This window comes from Myxococcota bacterium, assembly GCA_039030075.1.
Lineage (GTDB): Bacteria > Myxococcota_A > UBA9160 > UBA9160 > SMWR01 > JAHEJV01.
On the sequence record JBCCEW010000007.1, the window covers coordinates 118356 to 134164 of the forward strand.

Genomic DNA, 15809 nt, shown 5'->3' on the forward strand with positions numbered 1-15809 from the left:
GACGCTACGGGCACGGAACCGTGCCCGCGCAGCTGTTCTGCATGCCCGGGTCGATCCCGGACTGGTTCACGTTGCCGAGCAGGTTCGACGTGAACAGGTTCTTCTTGTAGGTGCCCGACACGGCTCCGGCGGCGGTCAGGCGCAGCCCGAAGCCCGCCACGTTGTCCTGGGCGAAGTTCCCGACGACGGCGCAGGAGAACGCGGAGAGGGCGTCGCAGTCGATGCCGTCACCCGCGTTCGCGTGGGTCGCGTTGTGCTGCACCAGCCCGGAACCGCCCGTCTGGATGCCGTCGTTCGTATTCCCGGCGGACGCGTTCGCGACGATGCTGCAGCGGAAGTTGCAGTCGATGCCGTGGGAAGGCACCACCGAGCCGTTGCCGAAGGTGACGTTCTCGGCGACGGACATGTCGTTCTGCGCGAGGATGCCGGGACCCGACGGGTTCGAGGAAGCGACGTTCTGCTCGACCTGACCGCGGCTGTTGGTGTCGATCCCACCGAGTTCGTTGGCGGCGGCCACGTTGTGGCTGATCCGGCTCTGGCTCTCGGTGCTGATCCCGAAGCTGCCGTTGGCCTCGGTGACGTTCCCTGACACGAGGGCGTTCCCCGTGAGCCGGATACCGCGACCTCCGTTTCCGAAACTGACGTTGTCGACGGCCTGGACTTCGGTCGTTCCACCGATCCCGTCGCCGCCGTTCCGCGTCGTGATGTTCTCGCGCACCAGCGCGATCGCACCGGCATCGATGCCGCGCACCGAGCAACCGGTCACGTGGAGCCGCTCGGCGACCCCTTCGGTTCCGAGCGAGATGCAGTCGCTCGCGAAGTTGCGCAGGAAGCCGTTGCGCACCGTCACGCGCCTGCGGCCGATCGCGTTGATCCCGATCCCCGCGCCGCTTGGGCAGCTGATCGTGACGCCCGAGCCCGTGCACCCGCCCGAACCGCCGTCGATCGTGAAGCCGTTCAGGTCGATCGTCACGTCGTCGGCGATCACGAGCAGGGCCCCGGAACCCGAGGGCGGCGTCAAGCTACCGGTGAGCACGAAGCTGCCGCTCCCGATCTGGTACGGGAAGCCACCGCCTGCCGTGATGAAGGCCTGGTTGAGTTCGATCACGCCGTCCACGGCGCCGGCAGGGGCGGACCCGAGCAGGGCGCCCGTCGCGGCGACGGCGAGAAGAGAGCGAATGATGCGCTGCATGGAAGATCCTCCAGTCCAGAGAGAGGGAAGAGCGATGGTCACGACGCGTCTCCGTCGTCGCGTCGCCGGGCGAGTGCCGCGACGAGGGCCGCCCCGAGCAGAACGCTCGAGAGACCCGGTTCCGGGAGTGCCACCAGGTCGCCGGCACCCCAGTTCGCGTCGGACCCCGTGCCGTCGTAGGCGAGTGACCAGGTGCCGCTGCCCGGCGTGTAGTCGAGGGCGTCCTCGTCGTCGAAGAAGATCGAGCTGACTAGGCCGCTGCGATCGAAGGAGAGTCGGATGTCGCCGTTCGGCATGAGCTGGACGGCATCGGTGTCGAGGGTCAGTGCCGCACTGCCGAGGCCGCTACCGTCGTAGAAGACGCTGTAGCTACCGCCCGAGAACGCCACGACCTCTTCGTCGTCGACGGTTCCCGCGACCGGCAACGCCACCGTGGTGTCGAAGGAGAGCAACAGCTCGGACGCCGCCCCCACGCCGACCGCGTCGATCGCGACGCCGTCGGGAATGGACTCGGCGCTCCCGTCGAACTCGAGGCTGTAGGTGGACCCGTCCCAACGGACGACGTCGCGGCGCTCGGCAGTGACCCCACCGGGCGAGAGGGAGACGGTGGTGTCGAAGGCGAGCAGGAACTCTCCCCCGAGATCCTCGTAGCCCACGATGTCCGCATTCGCGGGCAGGCTGCCGAGGGGCAGCAGGCCGATCACGCCGCCCAGGTCTTCGGCCACGTCTTCGTCCTGGACGGTCACGCCGCCCAGCGACAAGGTGATGTCGGGGGAGACGTCGATCGCGCCGACCGGGGCGGCGAAGAGCGCCAACCCGATCGCGGCCCAGGCATGGCGCCATCCCGCGGATCGGCGGCGCGACGCGCGGGTACAGAACTCCCGTTTCCGCATGGCGGTCCCTCCTGGTCTGGGCGAGCCGGCTGGCTCGCATGGGAGGAGCGAACCACGGGCGGCTTAACGGAGGCGAAACGGGCGGCCGGCGAAGTCCCAACACCCCGATTCCGTGCTGGTTTCGGCGCCGCGACCCCGAACGCCGCGCCGTGCCCGGACGGCCCGCCCCGCCGTCGGTCGTGCGAGAATGCGCACGGCCCCGGGAGCCGGGCGCTGCCGGGGAGGAACCATGCACTTTGGCGTCTGCGTCGCGTCTCACATCGGCGACATCGACTACGTGGTCCGGGCGGAGGCGCTCGGCTACCACGCCGCCTGGTTGGCCGACAGTCAGATGCTCTGGTCGGACTGCTACGCCGCGCTCGCCCTCGCAGCGGACCGCACCGACCGGATCCGCCTGGGTACCGGTGTCGCCGTCTCGGGGACGCGCCCCGCGCCGGTGACCGCGGCCGCGATCGCGACGATCAACGCGCTCGCCCCGGGGCGCACCTTCCTCGGCGTGGGCGCCGGAAACACGGCGATGCGCGTGATGGGGGAACCGCCGCATCGGATCGCCGCGTTCGACCGCACCCTCGACACACTGCGGCCGCTGCTGCGGGGCGAGGAAGGCGTGCATCACGCGGCGGGCGGACCGCGTCCGATCCGGCACCTGATGCCCGACCACGGCTTCGTGAACTTCGACGACGCGATCCCGCTCTACGTTTCGGGCTTCGGGCCGCGCTCCCTCGGCCTGGCGGGAAAGCACGGCGACGGAGCCGTGCTCTCGCTACCGCCCAACCCCGCGGCGATCGAGCGCGTCTGGAAGTTCGTCGAAGCCGGGGCCACCGCGGCGGGCCGCGCCCTCGATCGCGCACGCTTCCGCACCACCGCCCTCACCACGATCTCGGTGCTCGATCCCGGCGAGGCCCTGGACTCGCCCCGGGTCCGTGCCGAGAGCGGCCCGTTCGCGATGGCGACGCTGCACTACGCCTACGATCAGTGGCGCCAGTTCGGACACCCGCCGCCCGCGGCCGTCGCCGAAGTCTGGGACGACTACTGCGCGCTGCTCGACACGGTTCCGAGTGACCGCCTGCACCAGCGCGTGCACGCGGGACACAACTGCTGGGTGCTGCCGGAAGAGGAGCGCTTCGTCACGCCCGCGCTGCTCGAGGCGTCCTGTCTGATCGGCACGCGCGACCAGCTCGTCGATCGCCTCGGCGTGCTCTCGGAGGCGGGCCTCGACGAGGTCATGATCCTCCCCGGCTGGGAGCCGCGCACGGCGGTGCTCGAACGGGTCGCGAGGGACCTCTTCCCGGCCTTCCGAGACGCCCGCTAGTGAACGCGGTGTCCCAGGAGTGGATCGAGACGCTACCCCTCACGTTTCGGTGGACCCAGCTCCTGGTCTGGACCGGCGTCGGCTTCGTCGTCGGGGCGGGGAGCACCTGGATCGGAGCGCGCCTCGCCACGGGACCGGTGCCGGACGCCAGTCGTCGGCACTGGACCGAGACCGCGCGCTGGCTCTACCCGACGCGGACCGTCTTCTCGGTGTCGGTCACCTGCCCGCTGGTCGCAATGGGACTCACGGCGCTGTTGCGGGTGGGGCCGTTCTCACCGCTCGGTGCCACCTCGTTCGCGCTGTTCGTCGCGGGGAGTACCTACCTCGGCGCCGCCTGGATGCGACGCGCCGTGCGACGACGCCTCGACCGAACCCTCGAACGCGCGCCGCGGCCCGGAAACTGGAACTGGCAAGCGGTGATCCTGGCCTACCCCCACGTGATCGTCGTGCTGGCGATGGCCTTCCTGGTGGGCCGCGATCCCTTCGCGATGCCCGACCTCGCCTGGGCGCTGCTCGGGACGGCGCTCTACCTCGGGTGTCTGGTTCGCGCCGGACTCCCCCTGCTGCGCGTGCTCGGTCAGGCAAAGCCCCCGAACGCCCGGCTCCAGGCGGTGGTCGACCGCGTGAGCGAGCGGGCAGGCGTCAGGCCGCGGGCCAGCTGGGTGCTGAACTGGTCGATGCCGAACGCCCTGGCCCTGCCATGGACCCAGGAGCTCGTATTCTCCACGCGGATCCTCGAGGTGCTCTCCGACGAGGAGCTCGAGGCCATCACCGCCCACGAAGTCGGCCACCTGCGGGAATCGACGCGAACTCGGGCCGCGCGCACAGCTTTCGCTCTCTGCCTCTTGCCACTCGGCTTCGCGCACTACGCCACACTGGAGCACGGCACGTCGTTCTGGTGGGTGATGGCCGGCCTGCTGGTGGCAGTGCTCGCAGCGTCGCGTTGGTCGCGGCGTCTCGAGGCCGCCGCCGACGCCCACGCGGTGGACCACGAGAGCGAAGAGGGCGTACACGCGCGCGCGCTCGAAGCGCTCTACCGCGCCGCCGACACACCGGCCGTGCTCAGCAAGGGCACCGGATCGCACCCCAACCTGTTCGACCGCATGGTCGCGTCCGGCGTGACGCCCGACTACCCGCGACCGGCACCGCCCGCGCGACACCGCATGCTCTTCGGCTTCCTCGGCGTCGTGGGCTCGATCCTGCTCGCCAACTATGCGCTGTTGCGTGCCCCCGGTTGGCTCGTGTCAGAGGAAGATCCGTCCCTCGAAGCCTACGAGCGCCAGGTGGCCTGGACGGCAGGACGCCGCGGGCTGCACGACCTCGGCCTGTGGGAGACGAACACCCGCGACTGGGAGACGGGCATCCGCTACCTCGACCTCGCCACCACGACGAATCCTCGCGGCCACCATGCCCCCGCCGATGCCGCCTTCCTGTTGGCCCACGCGGGACGCTGCGGCGAGGCGGCCGCGCGGCTCACCGTCTCCGAGGACCGCATGGCCGAGCCCGAATCCTGTCCGCGCATTCGTCGCGCGCGCGAGGCCCTGGTCAGCTGCGAAGAGGACGAGGCGGTGAGCGCCCCGCTCTAGCGCCAGCGCGGGGACGCGCCCTCTCCTCACCGCGCGCGCCACTCGCTAGGGTGGAGCGCCGGGGGAGGGGTGCATGAATCCGTGTCCGAACTGTTCCGCGGGCCTCTACGGCCACGCGTGCAAGATCCGCTGTCCGCGTTGCGGTTACTTCGAGAGCTGCTCTGATCTCGAGCCGCATCCGCCGCGTCCCGGCGCTGGAGAGCCCACGACGACCCCGCGACCGGGGCCTCGGAGTGCGGCAGAAAGCCCGCGCAAGTCCCCGTAGACGCTCAAGTCCCGGCCGCTTCCGGTCGATTCGAGCGGTGTGGAAGACCCGCCGCATTCCGAGCGCTCGCTCTCGAACCCGCCCGCGCGGCTGCACTCCGTGCAGGTGCTGCGCGCCGTAGCGGCGCTCGCGGTGCTGGGCTGGCACGCGGTCTGGGTCACCCGCGCGTTCCCCGAGGCCCTCCCCGCCCTGCCCGCCTTCCTCGCGATCGGCTACGCGGGCGTCGACCTCTTCTTCGTCCTGTCCGGGTTCATCGTCTGCCACATCACCGCGGGCCGGCAGGTTCGCTTCGGCGGGTTCGTCCTGCGCCGCTGGGTACGCATCGTCCCGCTCTACGCGGTGTTCACCGGACTCGCGCTGTTCGCGGTGGCGCTGCACCCCGCTTGGGATGGCAAGGGCACCCTCTCTTTCGGCTACGCCCTCGCCTCGTTCACGGTGTGGCCGATGCGCGAGACGCCCTATCTCGATGTCGGCTGGTCCCTCGAACACGAGCTGATCTTCTACGCGCTGGCCGGCGCGTGTTTCGCCTGGGCCTCACCGCGGGTTCTGCTGGCGGCGGTGCTCAGCCTCTTCGGCGTCGGACTCGTCGTCCACGTCGGATCGCCAACGGCGCTCGCCGGCCTCTGGGACGGGCACGTCTTCTCCCTCTTCCACGTTCAGTTCGCCATCGGTGTGGCGATCGCCCAGACCCGTCCGGTCTGGGCCCGCTTCGGCCACGCGCTTCCGATCCTGCTGGGCGTCGGCCTGGCCCTGGCGACGGGCGCCTGGCTCGACGGCACCGGCGCTGCGATCCATCCGACCGGCGCAGTCGGCCTGGTGCGGGTGCTCGGCTTCGGGTTCGCGGGGGGCGCGCTCCTCGTCGGCGCGCTCAACACGGAAGCGCGCGCAGCGACGGGTGCCCACCGGTTCCTCTCGAGTCGCGGGGGACGCGCCGCGATCGCCCTCGGCGACGCGTCCTTCGTCCTCTACCTCTCCCACTACTTCGTGTTCTCGATCGTGTCCAAGCTCGCCACCGGTGCGCCGGCCGCCTGGGCGATTCCGACGCTCGTGTTGGCCACCGCACTCGCCTGCGGCTTCGCCTGGGCGTTCCACGTCGCGGTCGAGGCGCCGTTCCTGCGCCGCGCCCGGGCTCATCTGACGCCGGAGAAGCCCCCGGCGCACGCTGCTTCCACGCCGACAGCCGCCCGCGCCTGGGCCGGAGGAAATCCCTGACATGCCCTTGTCCCTCGCACGCCGTGCGATCCGGGTGCCGCACCTCGGCCCCTTCCTGGTCGGGATCTACCGCGCGTGGATCGCACTGGGCGTCGCTGCGCGCGCGATCCGTGCGGCCGGCCTGTGGTGGTGGCGTTCTCGCGAGATCACGAACTTCACCTACGACCTCATGCCGCTGAACCGGGAACACCTGGTCGCGTCGCTGTCCGTCGTCACCGGAGAACCGCACGCGCGGATCCGTGGCTGGATCGCCGAGCTCGAAGAGGATCGAGAGCTCCTCGACGCGCTGCGCCTCGCCGCCGCTCGTGGCCCGGACTCGGCCATCAGCGACACCACGCCCCGCTTCGGGCGCCGCCTGGCCTGGTACGTGCTGGTGCGCTGGCGGAAACCGCGGAAGGTGGTCGAGACCGGCGTCGACCGGGGGCTCGGTGCGGCGACGCTCACGGCGGCCCTCGCGCGCAACCACGCGGAAGGGCATCCGGGCGAGTACATCGGGATCGATCCGAATCCGGCCGCCGGCGGGCTCCTGATCCCCGATCTCGCGCGCTTCGGACGGGTCCTGCGTGGCAGCTCCCTCGATCATCTCACCGAAATCGACGCGATCGATCTGTTCATCCACGACAGCGATCACTCGGAGGCCCACGAGCGCGCGGAGTTCGAGCTCGTGGAGTCGCGTCTGAGCGAGGGTGCGATCGTCGTGACCGACAACGCCCACGTCACCGGCGCGCTCCTCCAGTTCGCCGAGCGAACGAAGCGCCGCTACCTCTGCTTCTCGGAACAGCCCCGCTTCCACTGGCACCGCGGTGCCGGCACGGGGATCGCGTTCGACTGACGGGCGCCGTCGCTCAGTGCCAGAGGCGCTTCCACCAGGGCTCGTCTTCGGGCTCGGGCTGCGCGGCCTGCGTCTCGGCCTCGAGGCCGATGCGCTCGCGAATCTCGGCGATGTCCCAACCCGTCAGGTTGGCCAGGGTCTTCGCCTCGTCGTCCTGCCGCTTCGCGAGCCCGTCGAAGTAGCGCTGGGCCTCTTCGCAGCTCGCTTCGCCGGTAAAGGGATGGCGCAGCACGTAGCGCCCCTGAAAGTTCTGCCGGTCGCCCGTGCTCTGGAAGGCCAGGTCGTCGGGGAAGTGTTCGGCGTCGTAGCGCACGTGGAGCCGCGTCACGAAGACGTCCTGCGGCGCGGGCTGGGGCCGACGCGGCATCGGCATGGGCGTCGGCGGTCGGATCCCGGGCTTGGGTTCGTCGACCCAGAAGACACCGAGCTGACGGAGTTCTTGTGCCGACAGCGGGTCGGCCGCGCAGGGATCACACCAGGCCATGTCCCAGGCGTACTCGAGGAAGACCGCGTTGCCGTTCTCGCGAGCGACGGCGGTCTGGAACATGTCGCGGTAGAAGGGAGCGAAGTCGTCCTTGACGTAGGGTGGCAGGTCCATCCCGGTCGGCAGCTTCACGGTGCGGTAGTTCGTCGTCTCGACGCGACCGGTGCGGGTGAGCGCGTAGACGAAGAGCTCCTGGGGGCCATCGGCGTTCACCATGCCGAGGCGAATCGGCAGTACGAACTTCGGCGACTCGAAGGCGATCTGGAGCGGTCGCAGCTGCTGGTAGCCGAGCTTCGTCTGCTCTTCGAGGTTCACCTTCGCCACGAAGAAGCGCATGCCCTGCTTCAGATAGGAGGACACGACCGACTCGGCGCCCTCGGGAATCCGGTAGTCGTTCTGCACGAGCCAGGTGACGAGGCCCGCACTCTCCTTCGCCGACAGGATCAGGATGTCGTACTCACCGACGGTGTACTCGGCCTCGATGGTGACGCCGAGGCTCTTGGCGCTGCCGGCCCTGTCGACCGACAGGGCGGCCTGCGGGGGCAGCGCCGATTCGAGGCGTCGGTAGCGCAGGTTGCACGGATCGCCGTCGAAGTACTCGACCAAGCGCGGCGCGGTGTAGGCGTCGAGATGCTCGATCAGCGCGTGCTCGGCGACGTGAATCTGCTCGCGCTCGAGGAAGGTCGGCACCGGGATCACCATCGCGAACTCGGTGAGGCTGCCCTTGTAGTCGTTCGCCATGGTGAGGACCGTGCGGTCCTCGTCGCGCACCAGCACCACCTGCGAGGCCTGGTTGTAGAGGGTGGTGTCGGCGCGGGCGACGTAGAAGCCGCAAAAGGCGCTAGCGGGCGTCGCCCCAAAGAGCAGGGCGACCAGGGTCCAGACGAGGGCTCGCGGGGACATGGATCGGATCTCCTTCGTGGGATTCGGGGTCGGCGATCGGGACCGGTTCGAATTGGGGCGCAGCCGCCGGTTGGAGCTCTGGCGCGGCTTCGACGCGACGCGACGCCGGCCATTCATAGGACGCGCCGGGAAACCAGCGGTCGAGCGCGACGACCAGAGGCGTCATGCCCACCAGGGCATAGAAGAGGGAGGTGGGTTCCCAGAGCACGAAGCGGCCCCAGGCCGCCGCGGCGGCGACCGCCACGGCGAACGCGATGCGGCCGCGGCGCGACGCGGGGGTCGTGCGCGGATCCGAGATCATGAAGAACGCGAAGATCCAGAGTGCACCGCCCGACAGCTGGTGGAGCGGGATCCGCAGCGGATCGCCCAGCAGGAGCGCGCGCCCGAATACGAGGGCGGCGGTCGCGGCGAGGAAGGCCCAGGTGACGTCCGAGCGTTCGGCGCGGAAGACGACGAGGGAGCCGAGCCCCGCGAGCACGAAGACGCCGGTCGCCGTGCTGCCCCATTGGCCCGGCGAAACCCAGCTGGCCGGCCACGCGCCGAGGTTCGAACCGACGAGCATCACGACGATCGCGAAGGCCGTGGGGTTCCAGACGTGTTTGCCGTTCCAGCGCAGCAGGAACTTGCTCGCGATCGCGACGAAGGCGGCCAGCGGGACCAACCACGACACCTCGCTGCGGAGCAGCAGGCAGAGGGAGAGGCCCGAGATGAGCGCACTGCGCGGCTCGAACGGCGCTCCATCGATCGACCGCGCGAGCAGCGCCTGCGTCGCGAGTGCGACCAACAGAGTGGGCACCCAGACGGGAAGCGGGACGCCGAAATCGAGCGCCAGCTGACCGTAGACGAACAGCCCGCCGAGCATCGCGAGCTGGAAATGGCGCGGATCGGCCAGGCTTCCGAGTCTCCCCCGCATCGCGGCGAGGGTAACCAACGGCTGGTGACGCCGTGGCGGGGTCGAACGCGAATTTACGCAGCGCTCTCGTAGAGCCGGGCGCGATCGGCCTCGAAGCGCCGGCCCGCGAAGAAGAAACACGGAATCGCGAGACCCGCGAGCAATGTAAAGCCGATCAGGGTCCAGGTGTAGGGCTCGGCGACGCCCCGGGCCTGGAGCACGTCCACGAGGATGCCTCCACCGGTAATCCCGATCCCGAGCCCGACGAGGTTCAGGGCGAAGAGGTAGAAGGCCACGACCGTGGCGCGAATCTTCAGCGGCACGAGCTCCTGCACCGTCGAGAAGGTGGGGCCGTAGAAGCTGCCGAGCTGGAAGTAGCCGGCGAACACCCCCACCCAGAACCAGGTGCTGTCGGGGGGCACGAGCCGGTAGGCGATCCCGAGTGGCGCCATCACGAGCATCACCCAGAACAGGAACATCGGACGCCCCAACCCGAAGCGCCTCTGGACCCAGTCGCCCCCGAGACCGCCGAACAGATTGCCGAGCACGCCGCCCCCCATCCCGATCCAACCGGTCCAGCGGGCGATCTCGGCGCGCTCGAAGCCGCGTTCTTCCACGAACCAGAGCTGATCGAAGGCCGCCGCGCCCAGCACGAAGTGAAGCGAGACGCCGCCGGCGATCGTGAGTACGAGCGCGGGGGAGCGTCGCAGCGCGTCCTGCAGGACTGCGATGATCTCGCGCAGCGTCGGCTGCGGTTCGCGCTCCTCGGGGAGGATCTCGGTGTTCCCGTACCCCCGCGGCGTTTCCTTGACGAAGAGCAGGACGATGGCGAGACAGATCCCGATCGCGCCGAGCGCGTAGAAGCAGCCGCGCCAGCCGATCGCCGGTCCGAGATATCCGGCGATCAAGAGCGACACACCGACCCCGATCGGGACGCCCATGTAGTAGATGCCGGCGGCGAGGCCGAGCCGCGTCGCGGGGAAGCGATCGGAGAGCATCGACATCGAGGTCGGCGTGCAAACCGACTCCCCGATACCGATGAAGGTGCGCGGAATCGCCAGCGTTCCGAAGCCGCGGGCGAGGCCCGAGACTGCGGTCAACGCGCTCCACAACGCCAGCCCCGCCGCCATCAGGCGCGGCCGATGGAGTCGATCGGCGAGGGTGCCCGCGAACAGCCCCATCGTGCTGTAGAAGAGGATGAAGGCGAAGCCCGTGAGCAAACCGAACTGGGTGTTGGTGAGACCCAGGTCCGGAATGATGAAGTTCGCGAAGCTCGCCAGCAGCTGGCGGTCCACGAAGTTCATGACGTTGATCAGTGTCAGGAACGCCAGAAAGCCGTAGCTGCCGCGAGAGACCCGTTCTTCCATGGGGGCGGGAGTATGTCACTTCCCCGGGGGCGAATGCCGTCTTTCCGAAGCGGGATCGCGAGCCGCAGCGCCGGAATTGGTCCCTCTCCCAGGGGCCAATTGGACCTTGTGAGGGGTCCGCACCGGGACCATGCTCGCCGTGTGTCGTGTGATGTCCCGGCCTTCCTCGATCGTTTCTTCGCCTTCGGCGCCGAGCCGAGTGTCGACCGCTATCTCGCGCTCTTCCATCCCGAGGCCACGCTCTTCGATTCCGGTATGCCGGAACCGATCCCGGTCGCAGCGATCCCAGAGCACTTCCGAACCATCCTGGCGGTCATCCCCGACCTCCAGATGGTCCCCGAGCGCTGGCGGGAGGACGACGACACCGTCTTCGTCGAAGCGCGGAACACGGCCACCGTCGGGAACACGCCCATGGAGTGGCGCTCGATCTACTGCGTGGACCTCGACGGCGGACACGTGATTCGCGGCCGACGCTACTACGATCGGCGTGGACTCTTCGCGCGCCTCGACCCCCATCTCCCGGCGTTCCCCGCTACCACACCGCTTTCCGCGCCCACGCCGCCCGGCCCGATCCCGGCGATCACCGGCCGTGCCCTCGTCGATGCCATCGGCGAGCTGTGGAAGCGGGGGCGTCCCAGCGAGCTGCCGCTCTCCTTCCGCGAGGACGCGGCCGCCTGGTTCCCCGCCCAACCGGCGCCGCTGGGACGCGAGGCGCTCGCGAGCTACGCCGAGAGTTTCCTGGGGCGCTTCGAACGCTTCGACTTCACCCCCCTGCGCAGCGCCGGCGACGAGAACCTGGGCTTCCTCGAGTGGGAAGCCCGCGCGCAGATCGGGACCCTGTCCTTCGCGCTGCGCGGATCGGACCGCTTCGACCTGGCACCGGGCGGTGTGCTCGCCAGCCGCCGCTATTTCGACACCCTCGAGCTCGCCAACCTGTGGGCCGAGCATCTGGAACCGACTTCCTGACCGCGATCACCGCCCCACCCCGTTTCCCGCGCCACGAGGCCACCGCCCATGTCCGAGACGATCCATCGCACCTGCAACCTGTGCGAGGCCTGCTGTGGCCTCGACTTCGAAGTCGAGGCCGGGCGCATCGTCTCCGTGCGTCCCGATCCGGACGATTTCCTGTCGGCGGGCTTCGCCTGTCCGAAGGGCATCGCGAACGCGGACGTCCACCACGACCCCGACCGCATTCGTGAACCGCTGCGCCGCAACGCCCAGGGCGGCTACGACCCGATCTCCTGGGAGGAGGCCTTCGCCGAGATCGGGGAACGCTGTGGCGCGATCCGCAACGCCCATGGTGCCGACGCACTCGCGCTCTACATCGGCAACCCGGTGGTACACGACTTCGGGGCCGCACTCGTGCGCGCGGGGCTGGTCGCCGCCCTCGGCACGCGCAACTGCTACAGCGCCGGCACCCAGGACACGAGCCCGCGCTTCGCGACGTCCTGGCACCTCTATGGCAGCTCCTTCCTCACGCCGATCCCCGACGTCGAGCGCACCGACTACCTGCTTTGCATCGGCGCGAACCCGCTGATCTCGAACGGCAGCCTGCTCACCGCACCCAACATGCGCGCGCGCCTGCGTGCGCTGCGCAAACGCGGCGGAAAGCTCGTGGTGGTCGACCCGCGGCGGACCGAGACCGCGCGCGAGTGCGACGAGCACGTGGCGGTCCTCCCCGGCGGTGACACGGCCCTCCTGCTCGGGATGGTCCGCGCCCTGCTCGAGGCCGGACGCGTCGACCGAGGCGCCGTCGGCCGGATCGCCCAGGGCTTCGACACCGTCGCGGCACGGGTGCAGCGACTCGACCCCGCCGATCTGGCCCGGGCCAGTGGCGTCGACGCCGCCGTGATCGAGCGTCTGGCCCACGAGTTCGCCGACGCGCCGAGCAGCGTCGCCTACTCCCGCCTCGGGGTCTGCAACAACCGCACGGGCACCCTCGGCACCTGGGCCACGGACCTTTTGAACCTCGCCGCCGGACGGCTGGGAGCCGTCGGTGGCGCGATGTTCACCACGCCGGCGGTCGACCCGGCGCGGCTCTCCCAGCTGCCGGGCATGGACGGCCACGACCGATTTCGCAGCCGAGTGCGCGATCTGCCCGAGACCCTCGGCGACCTCCCCTCGGCGTGTCTCGCGGAAGAGATCGAGACGCCCGGGGAGGGCCAGGTACGCGCACTGATCACCTACGCCGGAAACCCGGTGCTCTCGGTGCCCAACGGCAAGCGCCTGGACGCCGCCCTCGCCTCCCTCGAGTTCATGGTGTCGGTGGATCTCTACCGCAACGAGACCACCCGCCACGCCGATCTCTTGCTCCCGCCTGCGGGTTCTCTCGCCGAGGAGCACTACGACCTGATCTTTGCGCCCGTGGCGATCCGCAACTTCGCGCGGCTCTCGCCGGCGGCGGTCGAGCCGGGCCCGAACGAGAAGGCCGACTGGGAGATCCTGCTCGGGATCGCCGAGGCCCTCGGCGGGGGCTTCTCCGGCATCGGCCCGCTCGACAAGCTGCTGGGCGTGGGTGCCCGGCTGGGCCGGCGCTTCACCCCCACCCATCTGCTCGACCTCTTGCTGCGCACCGGCGCGCACGGCGATGGCTTCCTGCCCGCGCCCCTGCGCTTCGGTCGCTTCAAGAACGGACTCTCGGTCGAGGCGCTGCGCAAGCACCCGCACGGGGTCGATCTGGGACCGCTCGAAGCCGGCGTCACGCGGCGGGTGCTGCACCGAGACAAGCAGGTGAACGCCGCGCCGGCGCCGCTGCTCGCCGCGCTGGATGCCTGGGCGCAAGACCCCACCGAAGGAGTTCCCGAAGAGGGCGAACTCCTGATGATCGGACGTCGCGAGACCCGCACCTGCAACTCGTGGATGCACAACGTGCCGGCGCTCGTGTCCGGTCGGGAGCGCTGCGTGCTGCTCGTGCACCCCGACGATGCGAAGCGCGCTGGCGTGAGCGACGGTGAGCTCGCGCTGCTCGAGAGCCGGGTCCATTCGGGGCCGGTGCCGGTGCAGCTCTCGAACGACCTGCGTCCCGGCGTCGTGAGCCTGCCCCACGGTTGGGGTCACGAACGGGCGGCCGACTCGCTGCGTACGGCGGGGAAGCGTCCCGGCGTTTCGTTCAACGACTGGAGCGACGATGCCACCACCGAGACGGTGGTGGGCCAGTCGATCCTGAACGGGGTGCCGGTGCGGCTTCGCCCCTTGTCGGACGAAGCCACCTGTTCGGCAGCCTGAGCGACGGAGCCTCGGCCCGGTTTCCCGCTAGTCGGCGAGGAAGCCGAGTTGGCGATCCGCGGCGTCGGCGTCGAAGTCCTCGAACTGGATCAGGCCGAGCTTCGTATAGGCCTCGCGCACCTTCGGCGTGAGCAGCCCGAGCTTCTTCAGGTTCGGGACGATGCGCTGGAAGAGCATGCTGCGGAAGGCCTTCCCGATCTCGGACTCGAGCACGACCTTCTGCACTTCCTTCTCGTTCCATCCCATGAGGTGCGCCAGGTCGGAGCCGACCAGCCGGTCGCGCATCAGCTCGGATGCGTAGATGATGAAGTCCTCGCGGTCGGCGAGCTCGTTCGCGGGCATGTCCTTGTAGTAGTCGCGAAGCGAGAGCACGCCGAACGCCACGTGCCGAGACTCGTCGCGCATCACGTACTTGAGGAGCTCCTTCAAGAGTGGCTCCTGGGCGATCTGGAACAGGTTGCCGAAAGCCGCCATTGCGAGGCCCTCGATCAGGATCTGCATGCCCAGATACTTGAAGTCCCAGCGGCTGTCCTGGATGGTGGCGTCGAGCAGCTCCTTCAGGTTGGCGTTGATCGGCCACTCCCACTCGAGCTTCTCGTGGACGTAGCGACTGAACACTTCGACGTGGCGTGCCTCGTCCATCGTCTGCGAGCTGGCGTAGTACTTCGCGTCGACCCAGGGCACGCCGCCGACGAGCTGGGACGCGACGATCATGGCGCCCTGCTCGCCGTGCAGGAACTGGGAGAGCTGGAGCGCGAGCTGCCCGTGCTGGACCTTCGCCCGCTCCTTCGCATCGAGCTTCTGGTAGGGGCCGTAGTCGTGCAGCGGGTTGATCGCCGCGGGCACGATCTCGCTCTCGGGCTCGACGTGGGTGTCCCAGGCGAGCTGGGTGGTGCCGTTCCACTGCTCGCGCTTCGACTTCTCGTAGAGGTCGCGGAGCCCTTCCTTGACGCTGCCGTAGTTCCAGGCGTAGCTCGAATCGAAAGACACGAGGATCGTCTCGAGCTCTTCGTCGATCCCGTCCAGCGTGTTCACCACCGGGTTGGCCATGGTCGCGTTCTCCTTCGCCAGAGCCCCTGGGCGCGGGAGCCCTCAACGAGCGTCGCGGATCCCAAGGTCGCCAGCAAGCGCGAGACCGTCGCGCGCATAGGCCCTGAAGCGCGATCGACGAAGCGTCTCGGCGCCCCGAAAAGGGCGACGCCCGAGAGAGCCAAGACTCTCCCGGGCGTCGAAGGTTCCAGCGAAGAACGGCGGGCTCCACCTCGCGTGCACCGCGCGTTCCCACGTCTCGCCGACGCCGCGCACCACGTGCGTTCGTCGCCAGGACGTTCGTATGCTCGTCTGCCGACCCACGGGATCGCGGCCTAGGGCGCGATCGACCACGGAACGAGCACACGCTGTGTTGGGGACCTCCACTGGAACCAGAACCGGCGCCGAGGATACGCAGACGCCGGGTTCGCGATCAATCGAAAACCGACACACCGGACCGATTCCCGACCGGCAACCCGCTCGCACCGACGGTGATTTTCCCCTTTTCCGTCGGAGACCTAGCGGATGAGTTACCGGTCGCTTGGGAACCGGGGCGTTCGGTGGTAAAAAGGGAGGCGAAGCTGCGCAGGCTGCTTTCGCTCTCCGGAGCGAGTCAG

At 69.5% G+C, this 15809-nt stretch carries 12 protein-coding genes; 6 read left to right on the forward strand and 6 right to left on the reverse strand.

Annotated features, from left to right (window positions below; all coding sequences use genetic code 11):
• Window positions 1-4: 4 nt before the first annotated feature.
• Together AAF430_09745 and AAF430_09750 are read right to left on the reverse strand one after the other, a co-directional pair.
• Window positions 5-1192, reverse strand: coding sequence for a right-handed parallel beta-helix repeat-containing protein (locus AAF430_09745; protein MEM7410501.1), 1188 nt, complete (start codon window positions 1190-1192; stop codon window positions 5-7).
• 38 nt (window positions 1193-1230) lie between these two features.
• On the reverse strand, window positions 1231-2085 hold the full coding sequence (locus AAF430_09750; GenBank protein MEM7410502.1) for a hypothetical protein: 855 nt from the start codon (window positions 2083-2085) through the stop codon (window positions 1231-1233).
• Window positions 2086-2314: 229 nt separating this feature from the next.
• Here AAF430_09750 and AAF430_09755 point away from each other — a divergent pair, with 229 nt between their 5' ends.
• The 4 genes from AAF430_09755 to AAF430_09770 all read left to right on the forward strand — a co-directional run bounded on the left by AAF430_09755 (window position 2315) and on the right by AAF430_09770 (window position 7292).
• Complete coding sequence (locus AAF430_09755) at window positions 2315-3397, forward strand: LLM class flavin-dependent oxidoreductase (GenBank protein ID MEM7410503.1); 1083 nt, start codon at window positions 2315-2317, stop codon at window positions 3395-3397.
• The gene (locus AAF430_09760) at window positions 3397-4983 is read left to right on the forward strand and encodes a M48 family metalloprotease (protein MEM7410504.1); all 1587 of its coding nucleotides are present in this window, start codon (window positions 3397-3399) and stop codon (window positions 4981-4983) included. The genes AAF430_09755 and AAF430_09760 overlap by 1 nt, the downstream gene beginning before the upstream one ends.
• Window positions 4984-5287: 304 nt before the next feature.
• Window positions 5288-6460 (forward strand): acyltransferase, encoded by a 1173-nt coding sequence (locus tag AAF430_09765; GenBank protein ID MEM7410505.1) that lies wholly within the window; start codon window positions 5288-5290, stop codon window positions 6458-6460.
• Window position 6461: 1 nt separating this feature from the next.
• Window positions 6462-7292, forward strand: a complete 831-nt coding sequence (locus tag AAF430_09770) for a class I SAM-dependent methyltransferase (GenBank protein MEM7410506.1) — start codon at window positions 6462-6464, stop codon at window positions 7290-7292.
• A gap of 13 nt (window positions 7293-7305) precedes the next feature.
• Here AAF430_09770 and AAF430_09775 read toward each other — a convergent pair whose 3' ends face one another.
• The 3 genes from AAF430_09775 to AAF430_09785 are packed head-to-tail and all read right to left on the reverse strand — an operon-like array spanning window position 7306 to window position 10938.
• The gene (locus AAF430_09775) at window positions 7306-8679 is read right to left on the reverse strand and encodes a DUF2330 domain-containing protein (protein MEM7410507.1); all 1374 of its coding nucleotides are present in this window, start codon (window positions 8677-8679) and stop codon (window positions 7306-7308) included.
• A complete protein-coding gene (locus AAF430_09780) occupies window positions 8618-9592 on the reverse strand; it encodes an RnfABCDGE type electron transport complex subunit D (GenBank protein MEM7410508.1) in 975 nt (324 codons plus the stop codon). Before AAF430_09780 ends, AAF430_09775 begins: the two co-directional genes overlap by 62 nt.
• A 53-nt stretch (window positions 9593-9645) precedes the next feature.
• The gene (locus tag AAF430_09785; protein MEM7410509.1) at window positions 9646-10938 is read right to left on the reverse strand and encodes an MFS transporter; all 1293 of its coding nucleotides are present in this window, start codon (window positions 10936-10938) and stop codon (window positions 9646-9648) included.
• Between the two features lie 141 nt (window positions 10939-11079).
• Between AAF430_09785 and AAF430_09790 the strand changes: the two genes are divergently transcribed.
• The gene (locus AAF430_09790; GenBank protein MEM7410510.1) at window positions 11080-11904 is read left to right on the forward strand and encodes a nuclear transport factor 2 family protein; all 825 of its coding nucleotides are present in this window, start codon (window positions 11080-11082) and stop codon (window positions 11902-11904) included.
• 48 nt (window positions 11905-11952) lie between these two features.
• Window positions 11953-14163 (forward strand): molybdopterin-dependent oxidoreductase, encoded by a 2211-nt coding sequence (locus tag AAF430_09795; GenBank protein MEM7410511.1) that lies wholly within the window; start codon window positions 11953-11955, stop codon window positions 14161-14163.
• Between the two features lie 27 nt (window positions 14164-14190).
• Here the strand turns inward: AAF430_09795 and AAF430_09800 are convergent, their stop codons facing one another.
• Window positions 14191-15213, reverse strand: a complete 1023-nt coding sequence (locus tag AAF430_09800; protein ID MEM7410512.1) for a ferritin-like domain-containing protein — start codon at window positions 15211-15213, stop codon at window positions 14191-14193.
• Window positions 15214-15809 lie beyond the last annotated feature (596 nt).